Origin of the sequence: Myxococcus sp. CA056 (assembly GCF_013336715.1) — a bacterium.
Taxonomy (GTDB): domain Bacteria; phylum Myxococcota; class Myxococcia; order Myxococcales; family Myxococcaceae; genus Myxococcus; species Myxococcus llanfairpwllgwyngyllgogerychwyrndrobwllllantysiliogogogochensis.
In genome coordinates, this window is sequence record NZ_JABUMT010000021.1 from 109,640 (window position 1) to 124,435 (window position 14,796).

At 66.3% G+C, this 14,796-nt stretch carries 16 protein-coding genes; 7 read left to right on the top strand and 9 right to left on the bottom strand.

The features are described from left to right. Nucleotides 1–16: 16 nt before the first annotated feature. From HUA76_RS41975 to HUA76_RS41990, 4 genes are all read right to left on the bottom strand, one after another. Nucleotides 17–1,270, bottom strand: a complete 1,254-nt coding sequence (locus HUA76_RS41975; RefSeq protein ID WP_174464097.1) for a serine hydrolase — start codon at nucleotides 1,268–1,270, stop codon at nucleotides 17–19. Nucleotides 1,271–1,521: 251 nt separating this feature from the next. After that, a complete protein-coding gene (locus HUA76_RS41980; RefSeq protein WP_141642113.1) occupies nucleotides 1,522–1,881 on the bottom strand; it encodes a DUF1048 domain-containing protein in 360 nt (119 codons plus the stop codon). Nucleotide 1,882: 1 nt separating this feature from the next. After that, nucleotides 1,883–2,212 (bottom strand): PadR family transcriptional regulator, encoded by a 330-nt coding sequence (locus HUA76_RS41985; RefSeq protein ID WP_174464098.1) that lies wholly within the window; start codon nucleotides 2,210–2,212, stop codon nucleotides 1,883–1,885. 206 nt (nucleotides 2,213–2,418) lie between these two features. After that, a complete protein-coding gene (locus tag HUA76_RS41990; RefSeq protein ID WP_254614838.1) occupies nucleotides 2,419–3,048 on the bottom strand; it encodes a DUF2306 domain-containing protein in 630 nt (209 codons plus the stop codon). 274 nt (nucleotides 3,049–3,322) lie between these two features. Here HUA76_RS41990 and HUA76_RS41995 point away from each other — a divergent pair, with 274 nt between their 5' ends. The 3 genes from HUA76_RS41995 to HUA76_RS42005 all read left to right on the top strand — a co-directional run bounded on the left by HUA76_RS41995 (nucleotide 3,323) and on the right by HUA76_RS42005 (nucleotide 6,860). Beyond that, nucleotides 3,323–3,718, top strand: coding sequence for a hypothetical protein (locus tag HUA76_RS41995; protein WP_174464045.1), 396 nt, complete (start codon nucleotides 3,323–3,325; stop codon nucleotides 3,716–3,718). A gap of 101 nt (nucleotides 3,719–3,819) precedes the next feature. After that, nucleotides 3,820–4,353, top strand: a complete 534-nt coding sequence (locus HUA76_RS42000; protein WP_174464099.1) for a GrpB family protein — start codon at nucleotides 3,820–3,822, stop codon at nucleotides 4,351–4,353. Nucleotides 4,354–4,787: 434 nt separating this feature from the next. Then, nucleotides 4,788–6,860, top strand: coding sequence for a glycoside hydrolase family 5 protein (locus HUA76_RS42005; RefSeq protein ID WP_174464100.1), 2,073 nt, complete (start codon nucleotides 4,788–4,790; stop codon nucleotides 6,858–6,860). Nucleotides 6,861–6,932: 72 nt separating this feature from the next. On the opposite strand, the gene HUA76_RS42010 is transcribed toward HUA76_RS42005, so the two are convergent. Further along, entirely contained in the window at nucleotides 6,933–7,610 is a 678-nt protein-coding gene (locus tag HUA76_RS42010) for an FMN-dependent NADH-azoreductase (RefSeq protein WP_174458725.1), read from the bottom strand. Nucleotides 7,611–7,753: 143 nt separating this feature from the next. On the opposite strand from HUA76_RS42010, the gene gcvA reads away from it, so the two are divergent. Next, entirely contained in the window at nucleotides 7,754–8,704 is a 951-nt protein-coding gene (gene gcvA, locus HUA76_RS42015) for a transcriptional regulator GcvA (protein ID WP_174464101.1), read from the top strand. Between the two features lie 33 nt (nucleotides 8,705–8,737). Here the strand turns inward: gcvA and HUA76_RS42020 are convergent, their stop codons facing one another. Beyond that, nucleotides 8,738–9,406: a TetR/AcrR family transcriptional regulator gene (locus HUA76_RS42020; RefSeq protein WP_174458727.1), complete on the bottom strand. Its 669-nt coding sequence runs from the start codon at nucleotides 9,404–9,406 to the stop codon at nucleotides 8,738–8,740. 109 nt (nucleotides 9,407–9,515) lie between these two features. Here HUA76_RS42020 and HUA76_RS42025 point away from each other — a divergent pair, with 109 nt between their 5' ends. Continuing rightward, nucleotides 9,516–10,691 carry an NAD(P)/FAD-dependent oxidoreductase gene (locus HUA76_RS42025; protein WP_174464102.1) on the top strand — a complete coding sequence of 392 codons (1,176 nt, stop codon included), beginning with the start codon at nucleotides 9,516–9,518 and terminating at the stop codon, nucleotides 10,689–10,691. Between the two features lie 60 nt (nucleotides 10,692–10,751). On the opposite strand, the gene HUA76_RS46170 is transcribed toward HUA76_RS42025, so the two are convergent. Continuing rightward, nucleotides 10,752–10,874: a hypothetical protein gene (locus tag HUA76_RS46170; RefSeq protein WP_256433628.1), complete on the bottom strand. Its 123-nt coding sequence runs from the start codon at nucleotides 10,872–10,874 to the stop codon at nucleotides 10,752–10,754. A 544-nt stretch (nucleotides 10,875–11,418) separates the two neighbouring features. Continuing rightward, a complete protein-coding gene (locus tag HUA76_RS42030) occupies nucleotides 11,419–11,934 on the bottom strand; it encodes a helix-turn-helix domain-containing protein (RefSeq protein WP_174458729.1) in 516 nt (171 codons plus the stop codon). A gap of 94 nt (nucleotides 11,935–12,028) precedes the next feature. Here HUA76_RS42030 and HUA76_RS42035 point away from each other — a divergent pair, with 94 nt between their 5' ends. Further along, nucleotides 12,029–12,688, top strand: a complete 660-nt coding sequence (locus HUA76_RS42035; protein ID WP_174458730.1) for a glutathione S-transferase family protein — start codon at nucleotides 12,029–12,031, stop codon at nucleotides 12,686–12,688. A gap of 174 nt (nucleotides 12,689–12,862) precedes the next feature. Further along, nucleotides 12,863–13,198, top strand: a complete 336-nt coding sequence (locus HUA76_RS42040) for a putative quinol monooxygenase (RefSeq protein ID WP_174464103.1) — start codon at nucleotides 12,863–12,865, stop codon at nucleotides 13,196–13,198. A 114-nt stretch (nucleotides 13,199–13,312) separates the two neighbouring features. Here the strand turns inward: HUA76_RS42040 and HUA76_RS42045 are convergent, their stop codons facing one another. Then, nucleotides 13,313–14,749 carry a hypothetical protein gene (locus tag HUA76_RS42045; protein ID WP_174464104.1) on the bottom strand — a complete coding sequence of 479 codons (1,437 nt, stop codon included), beginning with the start codon at nucleotides 14,747–14,749 and terminating at the stop codon, nucleotides 13,313–13,315. Nucleotides 14,750–14,796: the final 47 nt, after the last annotated feature.

Consider the following 14,796-nt stretch of genomic DNA (forward strand, 5'->3'; position numbering starts at 1 on the left):
CGGGTCGAGCAGCGCTTCAACGTCGAGACCCGAGGCAGGCCGTGACCGCCGCGGCCAGGTTCGACGCTCGCGGTTCGCCAATCCGGAATGACCAGTGGTTCATGACGTAGCCGAAGCCGACACCCGCATCGGGGTCGGCGAAGCCCACCGAGCCACCGGAGCCGGGGTGACCGAACGACCCGGGCCCGACAAGGGGCATCGGCGGGCAGGCCCGCCAGAACCCGAGTGACATGTAGAAGGAGCGGTTGGCCGGGACGTCCAGTCCTGGCGGCAGCCCGTTCATCTTCGTCTTGTCGGTGTGGACGACGGTCATCTTCTCGACCGTCGCCGGAGTCAGCAGCCGCACGCCGTCGACCTCGCTCACCGTGGCCGCATACATCCGCGCCAGCGAGTGAGCGTCCGAGAACATGTTCCCGAACGGGAACTCAGCAGCGCGGAAGGCACGCGTGTTCATGTAGCCGCTGGTGTGGTCGAAAGCGCCGCCGAGCTGCCCAGCCCGTTCTTGCACGGAGCCCGGCCCCCACACTGCGCTCATCCAGGCGATGACCGTGTCCCTATCGAGGCCAGTGGTCTCGATCATCCCGGCGGTCAACTCCTCCATCGTGAACGGAGCGGCGTACTCGACCCGCGCCACCCTTCCCTCTTGCGCCTCGGGCAGCCCAATCCACGCGCTCAGCCCGAGCGGGGCGGCGACCTCGTCCGCGAAGAAGGTGCCGAGCGACTTGCCGGTGATCCTCCGCACGACCTCCCCGACCAGGAACCCGAAGGTCATGCCGTGGTAGACGTGCTCGGTGCCCGGAGGCCACTCCGGCTTCTGCGCCTCGAGCGCCCGGATGACCGGATGCCAGGCGCAGGCGTCCTCGAACGTCAGCGGACCATCGACGACCGGCAGACCGGCCTGGTGTGAGAGCAGCCAGCGCACCGGGATATGCTCCTTGCCGGCGGCGCCGAACTCCGGCCAGTACTTGACCACCGGAGCGTCCAGATCGAGCTCGCCGCGCTGTGCCAGCAGATGGGCGCAGATCGCCGTAGCCCCCTTGGTCGTGGATGCGACCAACGAGATGGTGTCCCTGTTCCACGGACGCTTCGCCTCGCGCTCGGCGAGGCCGCCCCACAGGTCGACGACGGGACGGCCGTCCACGTAGACGCAGCATGCCGCGCCGACCTCGCCAGGGGACCCCTCGAAGTTCGCCCGGAAGACATCAGCCACTTTCCCCCAGCCATCCTCGACGTGCCCCTGCACTACGGTTCCGCTTGTCGTGTCCAACATGACGCACTTCCTTTCGAGAGGGTCTGAAACGCATTGCTTGCGCAGCGCCGCGACACGACGCATGGAGTCGTGCTTCGCGAGCTGACGTCGCAAATCCGTTGCTGCTTGTGTTTCGAGCGCGCGGTGAGTCGTGATGACGCCAATGCCTGTCCGAGCACGGGCTCGACGGCCTTCTCGCTCGGCGCGGGTGCGCTGGCAGCGGCGAGGAAATCGTTACAAACGCAGCACGTGGATGACGTGCTGTATTGCCATCAAGCGCCCTTCGCCTCTTCTTCCGCGGCGCGCGCGATGGCGTCGGTCAGCCGTTCCCGCTCCCGGACAATCCACTGTCCCCTTGGATAGTTCAGGACGAAGGTCTCGATGAACTCCACGGGGTCTTCCCCGACAATCTGGCGGACGGGAGTCCGGTTCGCCGCGCTCTGTTCAAACAGGTCGACGAGGTCCACATAGATCGCGGTCCCGTCACCCCCCGTTCCAAAGTACATCAGGTAGCGCTCCAGGGCTTCGACCGCCGTGCGATAGCTCGGGGGAAGTTGTTTCGCGCGCGCCTTGTACTGTCGCCATTGCCTTTTGTCGCCGATCACCTTCGAGATAAGCATTGAGATGAACATGTCATCCGCCTCCTTTATGGAGTTGTTCGAGCCGTTCGGTGAGGAAGCTCCACGTCCGCCAGAACTCCTCGAGGTAGGCCTGTCCCTGCGCGTTGAGCGAATACACCTTGCGCGGCGGCCCCTTCTCGGACGGGACCTTTTCCACGCCCACCAGGCCGCGCAGCTCGAACCTGACGAGCAGCGCATAGACGGTGCCCTCGGCGATGTCGGAGAAGCCCATCTCCCGCAACCGCACCGTGATTTCGTACCCGTACGCCGCCCGCGCGGACAGGATTGCCAGGACGATGCCCTCCAGCGTGCCCTTGAGCATCTCCGTCATCTGCTTGCCCACGAACCGCTCCTCGAACTACTCAGTGGTACTGACTACCAGTACTTAGTACCACAGAATAGCGGGAATGCAAGCCCACCTTCCTGACCGGTCGCCCCACGCCTTCATGCGAGGGCCCGCTCATGACGCTCAAGCTTCGGCTGTATGGCCTTGCCAGTTTCGACCTGTTGCGCCGTCGCCCGCTGCGCACCGTCTGAACAGGGGTCACTTCACGAAGGCACGAGCTCGCTCGCCTGGTGCCGTCTGCGCGAGATGAGGTAGGCCACGCCGAGGTTGGGGACCCAGCAGAGCCAGGCGACGGTTCTGTAGGCCGACATGAAGTCACCCAGGGTGGGAATCAGGATGGGCATCCAGAGCCTCAGCGTGACCGCCCCGAAGCAGGCGGCATAGCTGTAGGTCATCATGAGCCGGTGTTCCTCGATGCGCCGGCTCTTGATGAGTCGATAGGCGGAGACCGTCGTATAGAGCCAGACGAGGCCCAGGCTGACGAAGCCCGACGCGGCGATGACGCCACCCGTGGCGAAGAAGCCGACGTAGACCCCGGAGAGCCCGCTCAGGAGGACCGCTCCGACGTAGAGTTTTCCAAGGAGCCGGTGTGCGCCTGGGCGATTGAGTCGCAGTCTTTCGACGAACTGGGTCCAGCCGATGGCCAGCGCGAGTCCTCCCAGGGCGATGTGCGTGTAGAAGGCCGCGTTCCAGACGGGGTCGGCCAGGAGCGCGCTGCTCTTCAAGCCACGGATTCCGAAGTTCGAGGCCGCGAGGAAGTAGCTGCCGGGATAGAGGCCCACGGCCAGACAGAGGGCGGCGAAGAGGACCCAGCATGCCTTGCTTGCCATCATGGAGGCTCGGGGTTCGGAGTGGGGAGACACGGCGCGGGAGATGAAACACCAGAACCCCCGTGCCGTGCTCCTCGGACCGGCTCCTCCGGTTCGAATCCCGTCGGGGCAACCTGGCAAGCCCCGCAACCTCAAGGAGTTGCTGGGCTTTTCCTTGGCCCCCGGTTCCACCTACGCCCTTGGTATGCCCCTCTGGCACCTCTCGCCGGGAGGGGCACGGTCGTTTTCATGCAACGGTGTCGCCCGGCCTGTCTCTTCCCGTCAGGAGGGGGCGCTCATGCCCCCCATGACTCCTCGGGGCGACGACATGAAGGCGACGACGCGGTACCTGGTGCTTCTCTCCATGCTGGTGGTGGGCTGTGGCGGCTCGAACCAAGACGATGGGGACGATGACACCCAGTCATTCCCAGAGACCCTGGAGTGTGGCGACACCCGTTGCAAGCGCGCCACTCAATACTGCGCGACCATCGTCACCGCTGAGACGACCCACATGTGTCTGAACAAGAAAGAGAGCTGCAAGGGCTGCGACTGCGTGAACCTGGACACAGACCTCACCGCCCAGACCGGGCGCCAGGACTGCACCGCGACCGCCCGGCTCGATGTGTACTTCTCCTGTGCCTATTACGATGATGTGGACTACATCAAGACCTCCTGCACCGTACGCGCCCGCTGAAAGCATCAGACCGATACACAGGGAAGAGGCCCGTCCCCGACGACATCTTCTTCGTTGGGGAGCTCGCGTAGACGACCACGAGCCGCGAGGAGGAGAACAACGTGCCGCCACCGATTCAAGTCACCTTGGTTCCCCATGACCCGCGCTGGGCAGAAGCCGCCGCCGCGGAGGCCAGGTCCCTCGCGGACGCGTTAGGCCCCGTCGTTCTGCGGGTCCATCACGTCGGCTCGACGGCCATCCCCGGCATCTCCGCGAAGCCCATCCTCGACCTCATCCCCGTCGTCACTTCGGTGGACGAGCTCGACAAGCACCAGGGCGTGCTCGAAGCGCTCGGCTATGCGGTGTGGGGAGAACTCGGTCTCCCGGGCCGGCGCTACTGCACGAAGGACGACCCGAGGACCCGAGAGCGCCTCGTCCAACTCCACTGCTACGCCGACGGCTCTCGGGAGATCTCTCGGCACCTCGCGTTCCGCGACTACCTGCGTGAACGGCCGAGCGTCGCCCGCGAGTACGACGACGAGAAGGCGCGATGTCAGCGCCTTCATCCAAACGACTCGCACGCCTACAGCGATTGCAAGAATGCCTGGATCAAGCGCATCGAGGCCGAGGCGCTCGCCGTCTACCAGACGCGCTGAACGACGCGGGGCCTCACGAATCACACGACCGTGAGGGTCCTGGTTCGGCGGGGAACGCCTCGGCCTCCTCGCCAAAGGAAGACCCTCTTGGGTTGACCTCCGAGGAGCGTCCCTCTTCCTCCTTCGCTCCTGCTCGCCTTTTACACACGGACAGGAACACGGCCCCGCCGCATGGCCGGCGACAACTACGACGATGTGAACGCGTTCGTCAGGTTGAGCCCATCGGGGCGCAATAGTTGTCATCAAATGGAACGAGCAGTTGCCGCTGAAGCGGTGGTCGTTAAATCATGCGCCAACTCCAGGGGGCCTGCATGGGACGACCACCGGTTTCGAGAAAGTGTTTGTACGTTCTTCTGGGAAGTATCTTCACCCTTGGCGCGGCATGTGCTCCGCCTTCGAGCGAAGAAGCAGGCCTGACCGCAAGCGACCTGCTGATGGAAGCACCCGCTTCGAGCACGGACAGGCTGTTGCTCCTGCCAGCGATGAACACCTCCTACCAGACGGTGTTGTATGACGATGCCGTCACGCCAGGTTGGGATGCCGGCTACAGTTGGGGCAACGTCTCCCATGGTTCGACGACGAGCATCAAGGCCTACGGCGCTTCGTCGATGCAGGTCACCTCCGCCGCCGACAGCGCCCTTGCGTTGGGAGCTGACGGTCAGTCGTTCTCGACAAATACCTACACGGCGGTGAGCTTCGCCATCCATCCAGGTAGCGCGAACCTGCCGGCAATCAAGAACCTCAAGCTCATCGTGAGCCAGGAGGGCGTCGACGGAAACGGGGGCGTCACCATCGGCAACTACGCCAGCCCGAGCTTCGACTCCCTGGGCGCGGGTGAATGGACTCGCGTCACCATCCCGATGAGCGCGCTCAAGGGCTCGCTGACCACCTTCAACAAGCTCACGCTCATGGCGCAGACCGCGGTCAACTACGGCATCGATGGCATCGCCATCGAGATTCCGCGGCTGCCCGCGCTCGACACCTCCACCATGACGGTCCTGTATGACGATGCGGTCGCGTCCGGTTGGAGCTCCGGCTACAGCTGGGGCGGCACCACGCTCGCACCCGACACGGCCAGCAAGGCCTATGGCACCACGTCCATGAAGGTGACGGCACCAGCCAACGGTGCCCTGTCCTTGGGCGCGGTCGGCTCCAGCCTTCCGGTCTCCAACCACGTCGCCGTGAGCTTCGCCATCAACCCAGGCACTTCAAACCTCACGGCCATCCAGGCCCTCAAGGTCATCGTGAGCCAGGAGGGTGTCGACGGGAATGCGGGTGTCGCCATCAGCGCCTACGCGAATCCGAGCCTGGGTTCCCTGCCGCCGGGGCACTGGACACGCGTCAGAATCCCGATGAGCGCGCTCAAGGGAGCGTTGACGACCTTCAACAAGCTCACCATCCAGAGCGCCACGGCGGTGGTCTACGGGGTCGACGGAATCGTGCTGGAGAATGACACCACGAATCCGCCGACCGGCCTGGGGAAGACCTATCCCACCGGCGTGGCCTATCGCGGAATCAACCGCGCCGGGATGGAGTACGGCAACGACTGGGGTGGCTGGACCGGCCAGACCTTTTACGAGATGCCGTCGTCGACCCAGATCACCGCGGAGCTCGCATACTACAAGGGCAAGGGCTTCAACCTGATTCGCCTGCCAATCTCCTGGGAGCGCCTCCAGCACACGCTCCTGGGCCCGCTGAATACGGCGTATTCGAACGGCATGATGACTTACATCAACCTGGCAACGGCCCAGGGCTTCACCCTTGTGCTCGACCTCCATAACTACAATCGTTATGCGACAGGCGCGTTCGATGGCGCGGGGAATCAGACGGGGAACTACGTCCAACGCGTCATCGGAGACGGGACGCTGACCGTGAACCATCTCGCCGACGTCTGGACGAAGCTCGCGAATCTGGTGAAGACGAACCCCAAGGTCATCCTGAACCTCATGAACGAGCCGCATGATCTCCCGATGACGTCGACCACCTGGTTCGCCGGGATTCAGACGGTCATGAACGCCGTGCGCGCGACGGGTTCAACCCAGTTGATCCTGGTTCCCAACACGCGCGCATCGGACGTGGGGCACTGGCACACCTGGGCTCCGGGCGGAGGTCCGCTCGACTCGGTCGCGGCCCTCTCCATCACGGACAGCGCCAACAACTACGCCTTCGACATGCATTCGTATTACCCGGAAGGCTACGGCAGCAACGATGAGTCGTCCTATGGCGCTCAGCTCACGGCGGTCACCCACTGGGCGAGAACCCACGGCAAGAAGCTGTTCCTGTCCGAGATGGGGATAGGAATCCACGAGTCTTTCGCGCAGCCCCAGATTACGAACGCGCTCACGTTCATGAACAACAACAGCGACGTGTGGCTCGGTTGGTCTCCGTGGGATTTGACCCACTGGCAGCTCACCACCAACAACCATACGGCGGACTACACGACCAACGGAATCACGCCCATCAACTGGTACGCCGCCTTCTTGACCGCGAACTTCCTCGCGTTGTGAGCAGCGGCATCGAGACGGCGGGGCCTGTGAATGGTCCCGCCGGACTCGATGCGGAAGCCCGGCGAATCTCCGTCACTGTGCAAGGCGCAGCAGCCGGGCCACGAGGACATCGACTTGTTCCTCCGCGTGGGCGATGGAGCGCTTGAGCCGCTCACCGCCATACTCGTCGTATTCGACCGCCACGGAGTCCATGTCCGTGATGCCGATGTAGCCGAACGCGGTGCGGATGCTCGGCTCGACATGGTTCATGGCCTCGAGTCGTTCGCCGCGTCCATAGCCGAAGTCGCCGCGCGAGCTCAGGATGACGAGCTTCTTGCGCGCTTCGGTCAGCAGGGGCCAGTAGGGCTCACCGGGCCGTGAGCGGTCGAACCCGAAGGTGCGGCCCACTCGGATGATGTTGTCGATGTACGCCTTGAACTGCGCTGGCACGTTGAAGTTGTACATGGGCACGCCCGCGACGATGAGGTCCGCGTCGAGCAGCTCATCCACCAGCGCGTCGCTCTCCGCGAGCACGTCCGTCATCCACGGTTCCCGCTTCGAGGGAGCAGTGAACGCCGCGTGAATCCACCGTCCCGTCACGGGAGTGGGAGGTGCCTGCCCGACGTCCCGGTAGACGACCGTGTCGCCCGGACGGCTTGCCCGCCAGCGCGCGACGAAACGGGAGGACAGCCGGCGCGTATGTGAGCCATGAGGCACCTGCTCGGACCCACCCGGGCGAGCGCTCGAATCGAGATGAAGGATTTTGACCATGGGTTGTCTCCAACGGGGTTCCGGTTGAGTCGCGCTCATCCATGGCGCGGACCGGACACGAAGAGAGATAGAGGCTGGCCACTCCCCTGACAAACGCGTATTCCTCAGGCGATGGCTGAGCCTGATTCATCCATGGGTGCTTCATGAGGGACCTCCCACCGCTGTCGGCGCTTCGGGCCTTCGAGGCGGCCGCACGGCATCTCAGCTTCAAGAACGCCGCGGACGAGCTCGCGGTGACCCCCACGGCCATCAGCCACCAGGTCCGTCAGCTGGAGGAGTGGCTGGGGCTGCGGCTCTTCGAACGGCACATCCGTCGCGTGGTCCTGACGAAAGAGGGGGCGGAGCTCTTCCCGTCGCTGAGGGAGGGCTTTGACACCATGGTCCGTGGGGTCGAAGCGCTCAGGACGCCCTCCGCCCAGGAGCTCCTCACGCTCTCGTCCACGGTCGCCTTCACGTCGAAGTGGTTGGTGCCGCGCGTGCCCGCGTTCCGGGCCGCGTGCCCTGGCCTGGACCTGCGGCTTCATGCCTCCGATGAGACCGTGGACTTGCGGGCGGGAGGAGTGGACCTGGCCATCCGCTACGGCCGGGGGGCGCATGCGGGGCTGCGCTCAGAGTTGCTGTTTCAGGACCGCTTCGCGCCTGTGTGCAGTCCGCGCCTGGGGGTGCGCGGACGGGAGGACCTCGGCCACCATCCACTCATCCACTTCGAGTGGCACCGCGTCGAGGATGCGACTCCGACCTGGAACCGGTGGTTCGCCAGCGCGGGCGGACGGTACCGCGCCCCGAACGGCGAGCTGCGATTCTCCGACGAGTCTCACGCCATCCAGGCGGCTGTCGCGGGGCAGGGCATCGCGCTCGTCAGCCTCGTGCTCGTGGCGGAGGAGCTGGCCAGCGGGGCGCTCGTGCAGCCATTCGGGCCGGAGCTGGAGGGCTTCGCGTATCACCTCGTCTACCTGGACACGCCACGCCACGCCGAGCGGTTGGGCCCCTTGCGTCAGTGGTTGCTCGCCGAAGCGAAGGTGCTCGAGGCGCGGGCGGCCGGCGTTCGGCGCCCGGCACGCACGCGGAAGCCGGGCACCTCCCGCCGGCGCTGAGTCCTCGTCAGACCTTCTCCTGTCGAGGACCGGCTACAGCGAAGCCTCGATGCCGGCGAGGATGAGGTCGATGCCGGCGAGGAACTCGGCGCGGTCGTCGTGCTCGCGCAGTCGCGCGGCGACCTTCACGGTGAACGGATACGCGTGGGCGTCGCGTGTCCACTGGGCCGACACCTTCTCGAGAAAGTCCGCGCGGTCCACGGGCGGCTCGAGCAGGCGGCCGTTCGCGGCATTCTGGACGCTCACGCCGATGATGTAGCTCAACAGCGCCGACGCCGACGTGAACCAGGCGCGCTCTGGCCCCCCCAGCGCCTGGACCTGACGCCCGAGGCGCTCGAAGATCTGCAGCATCGCGGTCTGCCACGGAGCGCGGGACAGCTGCGCGCCCACCCACGGATGCGCATCGATTGCCTCGAACACGCCGGCGGCGATGCCTCGGATTGCCTCCCGCGGACTGGCGGAGGCGAGCACTTCGCCCATCGCGCGGGCGACGACGGCGTCACTGGCGGCGACGAGCAACTCGTTCTTGTTCGCGATGTGCCAGTAGATAGCGCCAGGTCCAGTGGCCAGCCGCGAGGCAAGCGCTCGGAAGGTCAACCCGCCCTCCCCTTCGTCGTCCAGCAGCTCGATTGCCACCTCGACGATTCGCTCGCGTGAGAGCGCCTCCTCACGTCGTTCCGACCCGCGCGTTGCCTTCGCCATGGCCCCATCTTGACAGCTCTGGAACGGCGTTCCAACATGATCAATGGAACGGCGTTCCAGAGACCGGCAGCCGCATCGCGGGGCGGTCTCCCACTCGAAAGGAAGCACGATGACCCCCATCACGATCATTGGCGCCGGCCTCGGCGGGTTGACGCTCGCGCGCGTTCTGCACGTCCACGGCATCGCCTCCACCGTCTACGAGGCCGATGCGTCCGCGGACGCGCGCACGCAGGGCGGGATGCTCGACATCCACGACCACAACGGACAGCTCGCGCTGAAGGAGGCCGGACTGTTCGACGAATTCCGCCGAATCATCCACGAAGGCGGAGAGGCCATGCGGGTGCTCGACCCGCGCGGCGCGGTCCTTTTCGATGAGCCCGACAATGGCGGCGGGCGTCGCCCCGAGGTGCATCGCGGTGAGCTGCGGCGCATCCTGCTCGACTCGCTCCCTGCGGGAACCGTCCAGTGGGGACACAAGGTCACCACAGTCCACGCGCTCGGCGATGGGCGTCATGCGGTGACGTTCGCGAACGGGTCGACTGTCACGACGAGCCTCCTCGTCGGCGCGGACGGCGCGTGGTCGAGGATCCGGCCGCTGCTGTCCGACGCGAGGCCCGAGTACGTCGGCATCTCGTTCATCGAGACCTATCTCTTCAACGCCGACGCTCGCCACCCGGCCAGCGCGAAGGCCGTCGGAGGCGGGGCGATGCTCGCCCTCACGCCCGGCAAGGGCATCCAGGCCCACCGCGAAACCAACGGCGTCCTGCACACCTACGTCGCGCTCACCAGGCCGAGGGAGTGGATGGCCGGCATCGACTTCGCCAACCCGAAGGCGGCGAAGGCTCGAGTCGCGGCGGAGTTCGACGGTTGGGAGCCAGCGCTCACCGCGCTCATCACCGATGGCGAGACAGACCTCGTCCCCCGGACCATCCACGCGCTTCCGCCGGGACATCGGTGGGAGCGCGTGCCTGGGGTGACGCTTCTCGGCGACGCCGCGCATCTGATGCCGCCGTCTGGTGAAGGCGCCAACCTCGCGATGTACGACGGCGCCGAACTCGGCAAGGCCATCGCCGCGCACCGAGGCGACCTCGAAGCCGCGCTCGCCGAGTACGAGGAACCCATGTTCACCCGCAGCGCGAACGAAGCCGCCGATGCGGAGACCCTCCACCGACTCTGCTTCGGCGACAACGCTCCGCACGGGTTGATCGACTTCTTCACCGGCTCGGCATCGACCTCGGCACCGCCCACCGCGGGGGACGCTCGCGGTGGCTCACTCCGGCCCTGAAGGTCGAGGAGTCCTCCGCCCCGGGGCGTCCCGGGGCAAGAGGCAAGCACCCAGGCGGGCCTACTCGAAGACGGCCGAGAGCAGGGTATCGGTGCCCGCGTCCAGGTCCTGGCGAGGCCAGACGACGACGGCGTTGCCGAGAGGGCTGGTTGCCACCTCGATATTCCCGAGGTACCCCTTCACGGTGGCGAAGTCCTTCGGCGTCCGCGGCGCCCTCGCCGGCAATGACGCCGGAGCAGCCCGCGACGGTGAAGATGCGCACGCGCGCCCCGGGCTCGGTCCTGGCCAGGATGTGCGGCACGTTGGCATTGGCGGGAGAGGCGGGCGCGGTCCCGATGAGCATCGGCGCGTCGGGAGGCGAGGTGTCCTACAGAGGCCCTGCGTCCCCGAGGCCCGCATCCGTCGGGCCTGCGTCCTTCTGCTCCGGTGTGCCGGAATCCCGCTCGGTGTGCGTCCCAGAATCCGTCGGCGTCGAACCGTCAGGCAGCCCGTTGCCATTCCCCCCACAGGCAACCAGCAGCCATCCACATACGACAGCGCCCACGAGCCCCTTCGACATCGCCGTCCGTCTCATATGGTCTTTCAACGTGAGGTCCCCCATCGCGACCACGCGCCTGACGGAGCCCCCAGGGCCGCCGCCCGAGGCGGTTCATCCACTCCGGGTGATGCCTACCCAAAATTCGCTCGCTGAGCCATGGGTGCCCAAGCGGTTCCTGGAGAGCCGCGCTCAAGGCTCGTCAGCGTGGGTCGCGCCGCCGCGGCGCGCACAGGCCTTCTCGTAGGCGGCCTGGAGTTCACCGAACACCGAGCGAACTGGGCGGGGCGCCCCCAGATGCAGGTGGCGCAGCTCCTCCATGAACGCATTCCACAGAGGCGGGCCGCCCTTCTCCAGCAGTTCCGCGCGGACCGACAACTCCTTGCTCGGCCGGGTATGCCGGCGGCCCCAGGCCCCCATCTGCGCGAGCAGGGGCACGAGCTGGATGGCCGCTTCCGTGAGGTTGTAGATCCCCTTCTGCCTGTGTTCCGGAGCGCTTCGTCGCGTCAGCAGGCCGGACGCGGTCAGCCGCTTCAGCCGGTCCGCGAGGATGTTCGACGCGATGCCCTCCTCGCTCTGCGCGAGCAGCTCACCGTAGGTGCACCTGTTCCCGAACATCACGTCGCGGATGACGATCAGACTCCAGCGGTCGCCCAGCTGTTCGAGTGTGAGGTTGATCGGACAGCCGGATCGTTTCGTGTGGGGCACAGCGAGTCTCCTGAAGTCACCACTTGCAATCTGCAAGTGCCTCGGGCAGAAATCAACCCATTGCAACATGCAACTGGTTCCTGGAGGCCTCACGATGTCGCTCGCGCTCTATGGTCATTGCTTCTCCTCGTACACGCAGAAAGTGCTCATCTCGCTGTACGAGAACGGTACGCCCTTCGATTTCCGCAGCCTCGGGCCGGATACGCCGCAGCACTCGGCCGAGTGGCTCCAGCGTTGGCCGTTGCGCAAGTTCCCGCTGCTGGTGGACGGCGAGCGCAATGTCGTCGAGACCAGCGTCATCATCGAGTACTTGCAGCTCGTGCATCCCGGGCCGGTGCGCCTGCTCCCCTCGGAGCCGATGGCCGCGTTGGACGTGCGGTTCCTCGACCGATTCTTCGACCTGCACGTCATGACTCCGGTGCAGCGCGCGGTGGACGGCGCGCTGACGGGTGATCCGGTAAAGCGACAGGAAGGCCTGGCCTTTGCCGCGCAAAAGCTAGAGCTCGCCTACGCGTGGCTCGAAGGACGGCTTGGCGGCAGGACCTGGGCCGCCGGTGCGGACTTCACGCTCGCGGACTGCGCGGCCGCGCCCTCGCTCTTCTACGCGGACTGGACGCATCCGATTTCCGAGGCGTTTCCCCAGCTGCGCGCCTACCGCGCCCGGTTGCTTGCCCGCCCGTCCTTCGCCCGGGCAGTGGACGAGGCGCGGTGGTTCAGGCCGAACTTTCCCCTCGGGGCGCCGGATCGAGACTGAAGCCCTGACATGCGCCGCGGTAGCGCACTGCCAGGAAGACCTCTTGACCGTGTACCCAGGCGCGCAACTTCTGCTCGCCATCGCGGCACGCAGCACGTTATCAAACGACTTCAAGCCTGCCGCGTGGCACACCGAAAACCGACCCTTGAGGCGCGGCCTGCGTAGGAGCATCGTATGAGTCTTGTGGTTCTATGTGAGTTCAGAGCACGGACCGACGGGGAGACGGAGTTCCTGCGAGTGGCGCGGGCCTTGGCCTCCGTCGCCGCGACCGAGCCGGGAACGTTGCGCTATCAGTGGTTCACCACGCAGAAGCCCGGTCATTTTTCGATCATCGAGGAGTACGTCGACGCCGACGCGGCCGAAACACATAACAACCATGTGGGTTCGCTGCTCCGCGAACTCTTCGCGGTGGCGGACCTGGTGTCGGTGTCATTCTTCGGGGAACTCAACGCGTACTTGCGCGAGTGGGCTTCCGGCCGCGAGGGAGTTGCCGTCAATATGCCGCTGTGACGGCGCCCGAGCGGCCTCGACACCGAGTCCGCTCGTCACCCACTTCTCGATAGGCAGGCCGTGATTCGGACGGCTCATCGAGCCTCGCGCCCCCCCGTTCGGGCCGCGGTGGACTCACTTCGTGGCGGGCACGGGGCTGACCGGAGTGGCCTGTCGCGGCGCCTGGAGCCCGGGCGGGGACGCGGTCAGCGCGCCCAGGTAGAGCCGGCCGTGGAAGCCGTGGGGCTGCTGGGCGGTGAAGAGCTTCAGGCCCGCGGCCTGCGTGGAGGCCTGCCGTGCCTCGAGCGTCGGGCTGATGCCGAAGACGTTGCACTCCACGTCCTCGTCCCAGACGTCGTAGCGGCAGACGAACTGGGTGCCGCGCTGGAAGCCCACGTCCAGGGCACGCACCGAAGAAGGCAGGGCGCGCGCCACGCGAACGCCCATGGGCTCGAAGTCGCCATCCCAGTTCACCTCCGTGGTGCGAGCATGGACGCTGCCCGCGAGCACCAGCGTCCAGGACTGGGGGCGCTTCGACTGGGCGTTCAGCAGGTGCTGGGCCATCTGCGCCTCGCGTTCATTGCCCTGGGCCCTGTCGGCGTCGATGGCGGCCACGGCCACGTCCTTTCCGGAGACGCGCAAGCGGCGAGCCTGCTCGACGAGCCACAGCATGGCGCGGCTGCTGCGCCCGTCCTGGTAGGCCCGGCGCCAGAAGGCGCTCCCCGAGAGGAGATCCTGAACGGCCGATGAAGCGCCGTCGCTGGCGAGGTAGCGCTCGAGGAGCGGCTGCTCGGAGACGGGAATGGACAGCGCCAGCGTCACCGGCAGCGCCTGGGCCGTGGCCTCGCACAACATCCGCAGCGCCGCGGACGGCACCTCCTGCGTGCCCAGCGGGTCCGCCACGAGCAGGACGCCTCCCGCCGCGAACAAGGACGAGGCGCCCTCCACGGGAGCACCACACGCGGGAGCGATGGCGGCGACGGGGGCCCCACCCTCCTCGCCCGCGCTCTCCATCACCACCGAGCGGAGGGGAACAGGGGGATTGCCATCCACCAGCTCCAGCGCGGGGGCCATCTCCAGCCGCTCCAGGAGCTTCTGCTCGACGCTCATGTCGCGGTAGCCGTGCGCCGGCCGGTAGCCCTCCAGCCCCGGGATGTTGTTGAAGGCCTCCGACATGGCGGGCACGGAGAGCTGATCGCGGGTCCGACCGGAGACCTCCGCGCTGGAGCCGCCCCCCTCCGCCGAATACCTGAGGCGAAAGACTCGAACGAGTGCCTGCCGGGGCCCGAGCCGCTCTCCCTTGATGTAGTAGCGCTCGGGGGGAAAGACCTCCGGAATGAAGGAGGAGAACAGCTCCAGTCCTCCCTCCTTCTCCATCACGTCGTAGTGGTCCTTCTCCAGGAGGTATCGGACGGTCATCAGCGCGTCCTCGACGGGCACCTGATAGACGAGCTCATGCGTGGGCGTCTCGTACCGACCCGTCTCCGGGTTGTACTGGGTGTCGATACCTCGCGTGAGGGTCGCGCATCCCATGCACCCCAGGAGCCCCAGCACCATTCCAAGCCGTCGCATCTCTTCCTCCATGAGCCACAGTTCCTGGAGGTGGGTTACTGGCCTCC

Excerpts from the sequence above, each read along its gene's own strand:
- HUA76_RS41975 (WP_174464097.1), bottom strand. The coding sequence starts at position 1,270 with ATGTTGGACACGACAAGCGGAACCGTAGTGCAGGGGCACGTCGAGGAT.
- HUA76_RS41980 (WP_141642113.1), bottom strand. The coding sequence starts at position 1,881 with ATGTTCATCTCAATGCTTATCTCGAAGGTGATCGGCGACAAAAGGCAA.
- HUA76_RS41990 (WP_254614838.1), bottom strand. The coding sequence starts at position 3,048 with ATGATGGCAAGCAAGGCATGCTGGGTCCTCTTCGCCGCCCTCTGTCTG.
- HUA76_RS41995 (WP_174464045.1), top strand. The coding sequence starts at position 3,323 with ATGCCCCCCATGACTCCTCGGGGCGACGACATGAAGGCGACGACGCGG.
- HUA76_RS42005 (WP_174464100.1), top strand. The coding sequence starts at position 4,788 with ATGGAAGCACCCGCTTCGAGCACGGACAGGCTGTTGCTCCTGCCAGCG.
- HUA76_RS42010 (WP_174458725.1), bottom strand. The coding sequence starts at position 7,610 with ATGGTCAAAATCCTTCATCTCGATTCGAGCGCTCGCCCGGGTGGGTCC.
- gcvA (WP_174464101.1), top strand. The coding sequence starts at position 7,754 with ATGAGGGACCTCCCACCGCTGTCGGCGCTTCGGGCCTTCGAGGCGGCC.
- HUA76_RS42020 (WP_174458727.1), bottom strand. The coding sequence starts at position 9,406 with ATGGCGAAGGCAACGCGCGGGTCGGAACGACGTGAGGAGGCGCTCTCA.
- HUA76_RS42025 (WP_174464102.1), top strand. The coding sequence starts at position 9,516 with ATGACCCCCATCACGATCATTGGCGCCGGCCTCGGCGGGTTGACGCTC.
- HUA76_RS42035 (WP_174458730.1), top strand. The coding sequence starts at position 12,029 with ATGTCGCTCGCGCTCTATGGTCATTGCTTCTCCTCGTACACGCAGAAA.
- HUA76_RS42040 (WP_174464103.1), top strand. The coding sequence starts at position 12,863 with ATGAGTCTTGTGGTTCTATGTGAGTTCAGAGCACGGACCGACGGGGAG.
- HUA76_RS42045 (WP_174464104.1), bottom strand. The coding sequence starts at position 14,749 with ATGCGACGGCTTGGAATGGTGCTGGGGCTCCTGGGGTGCATGGGATGC.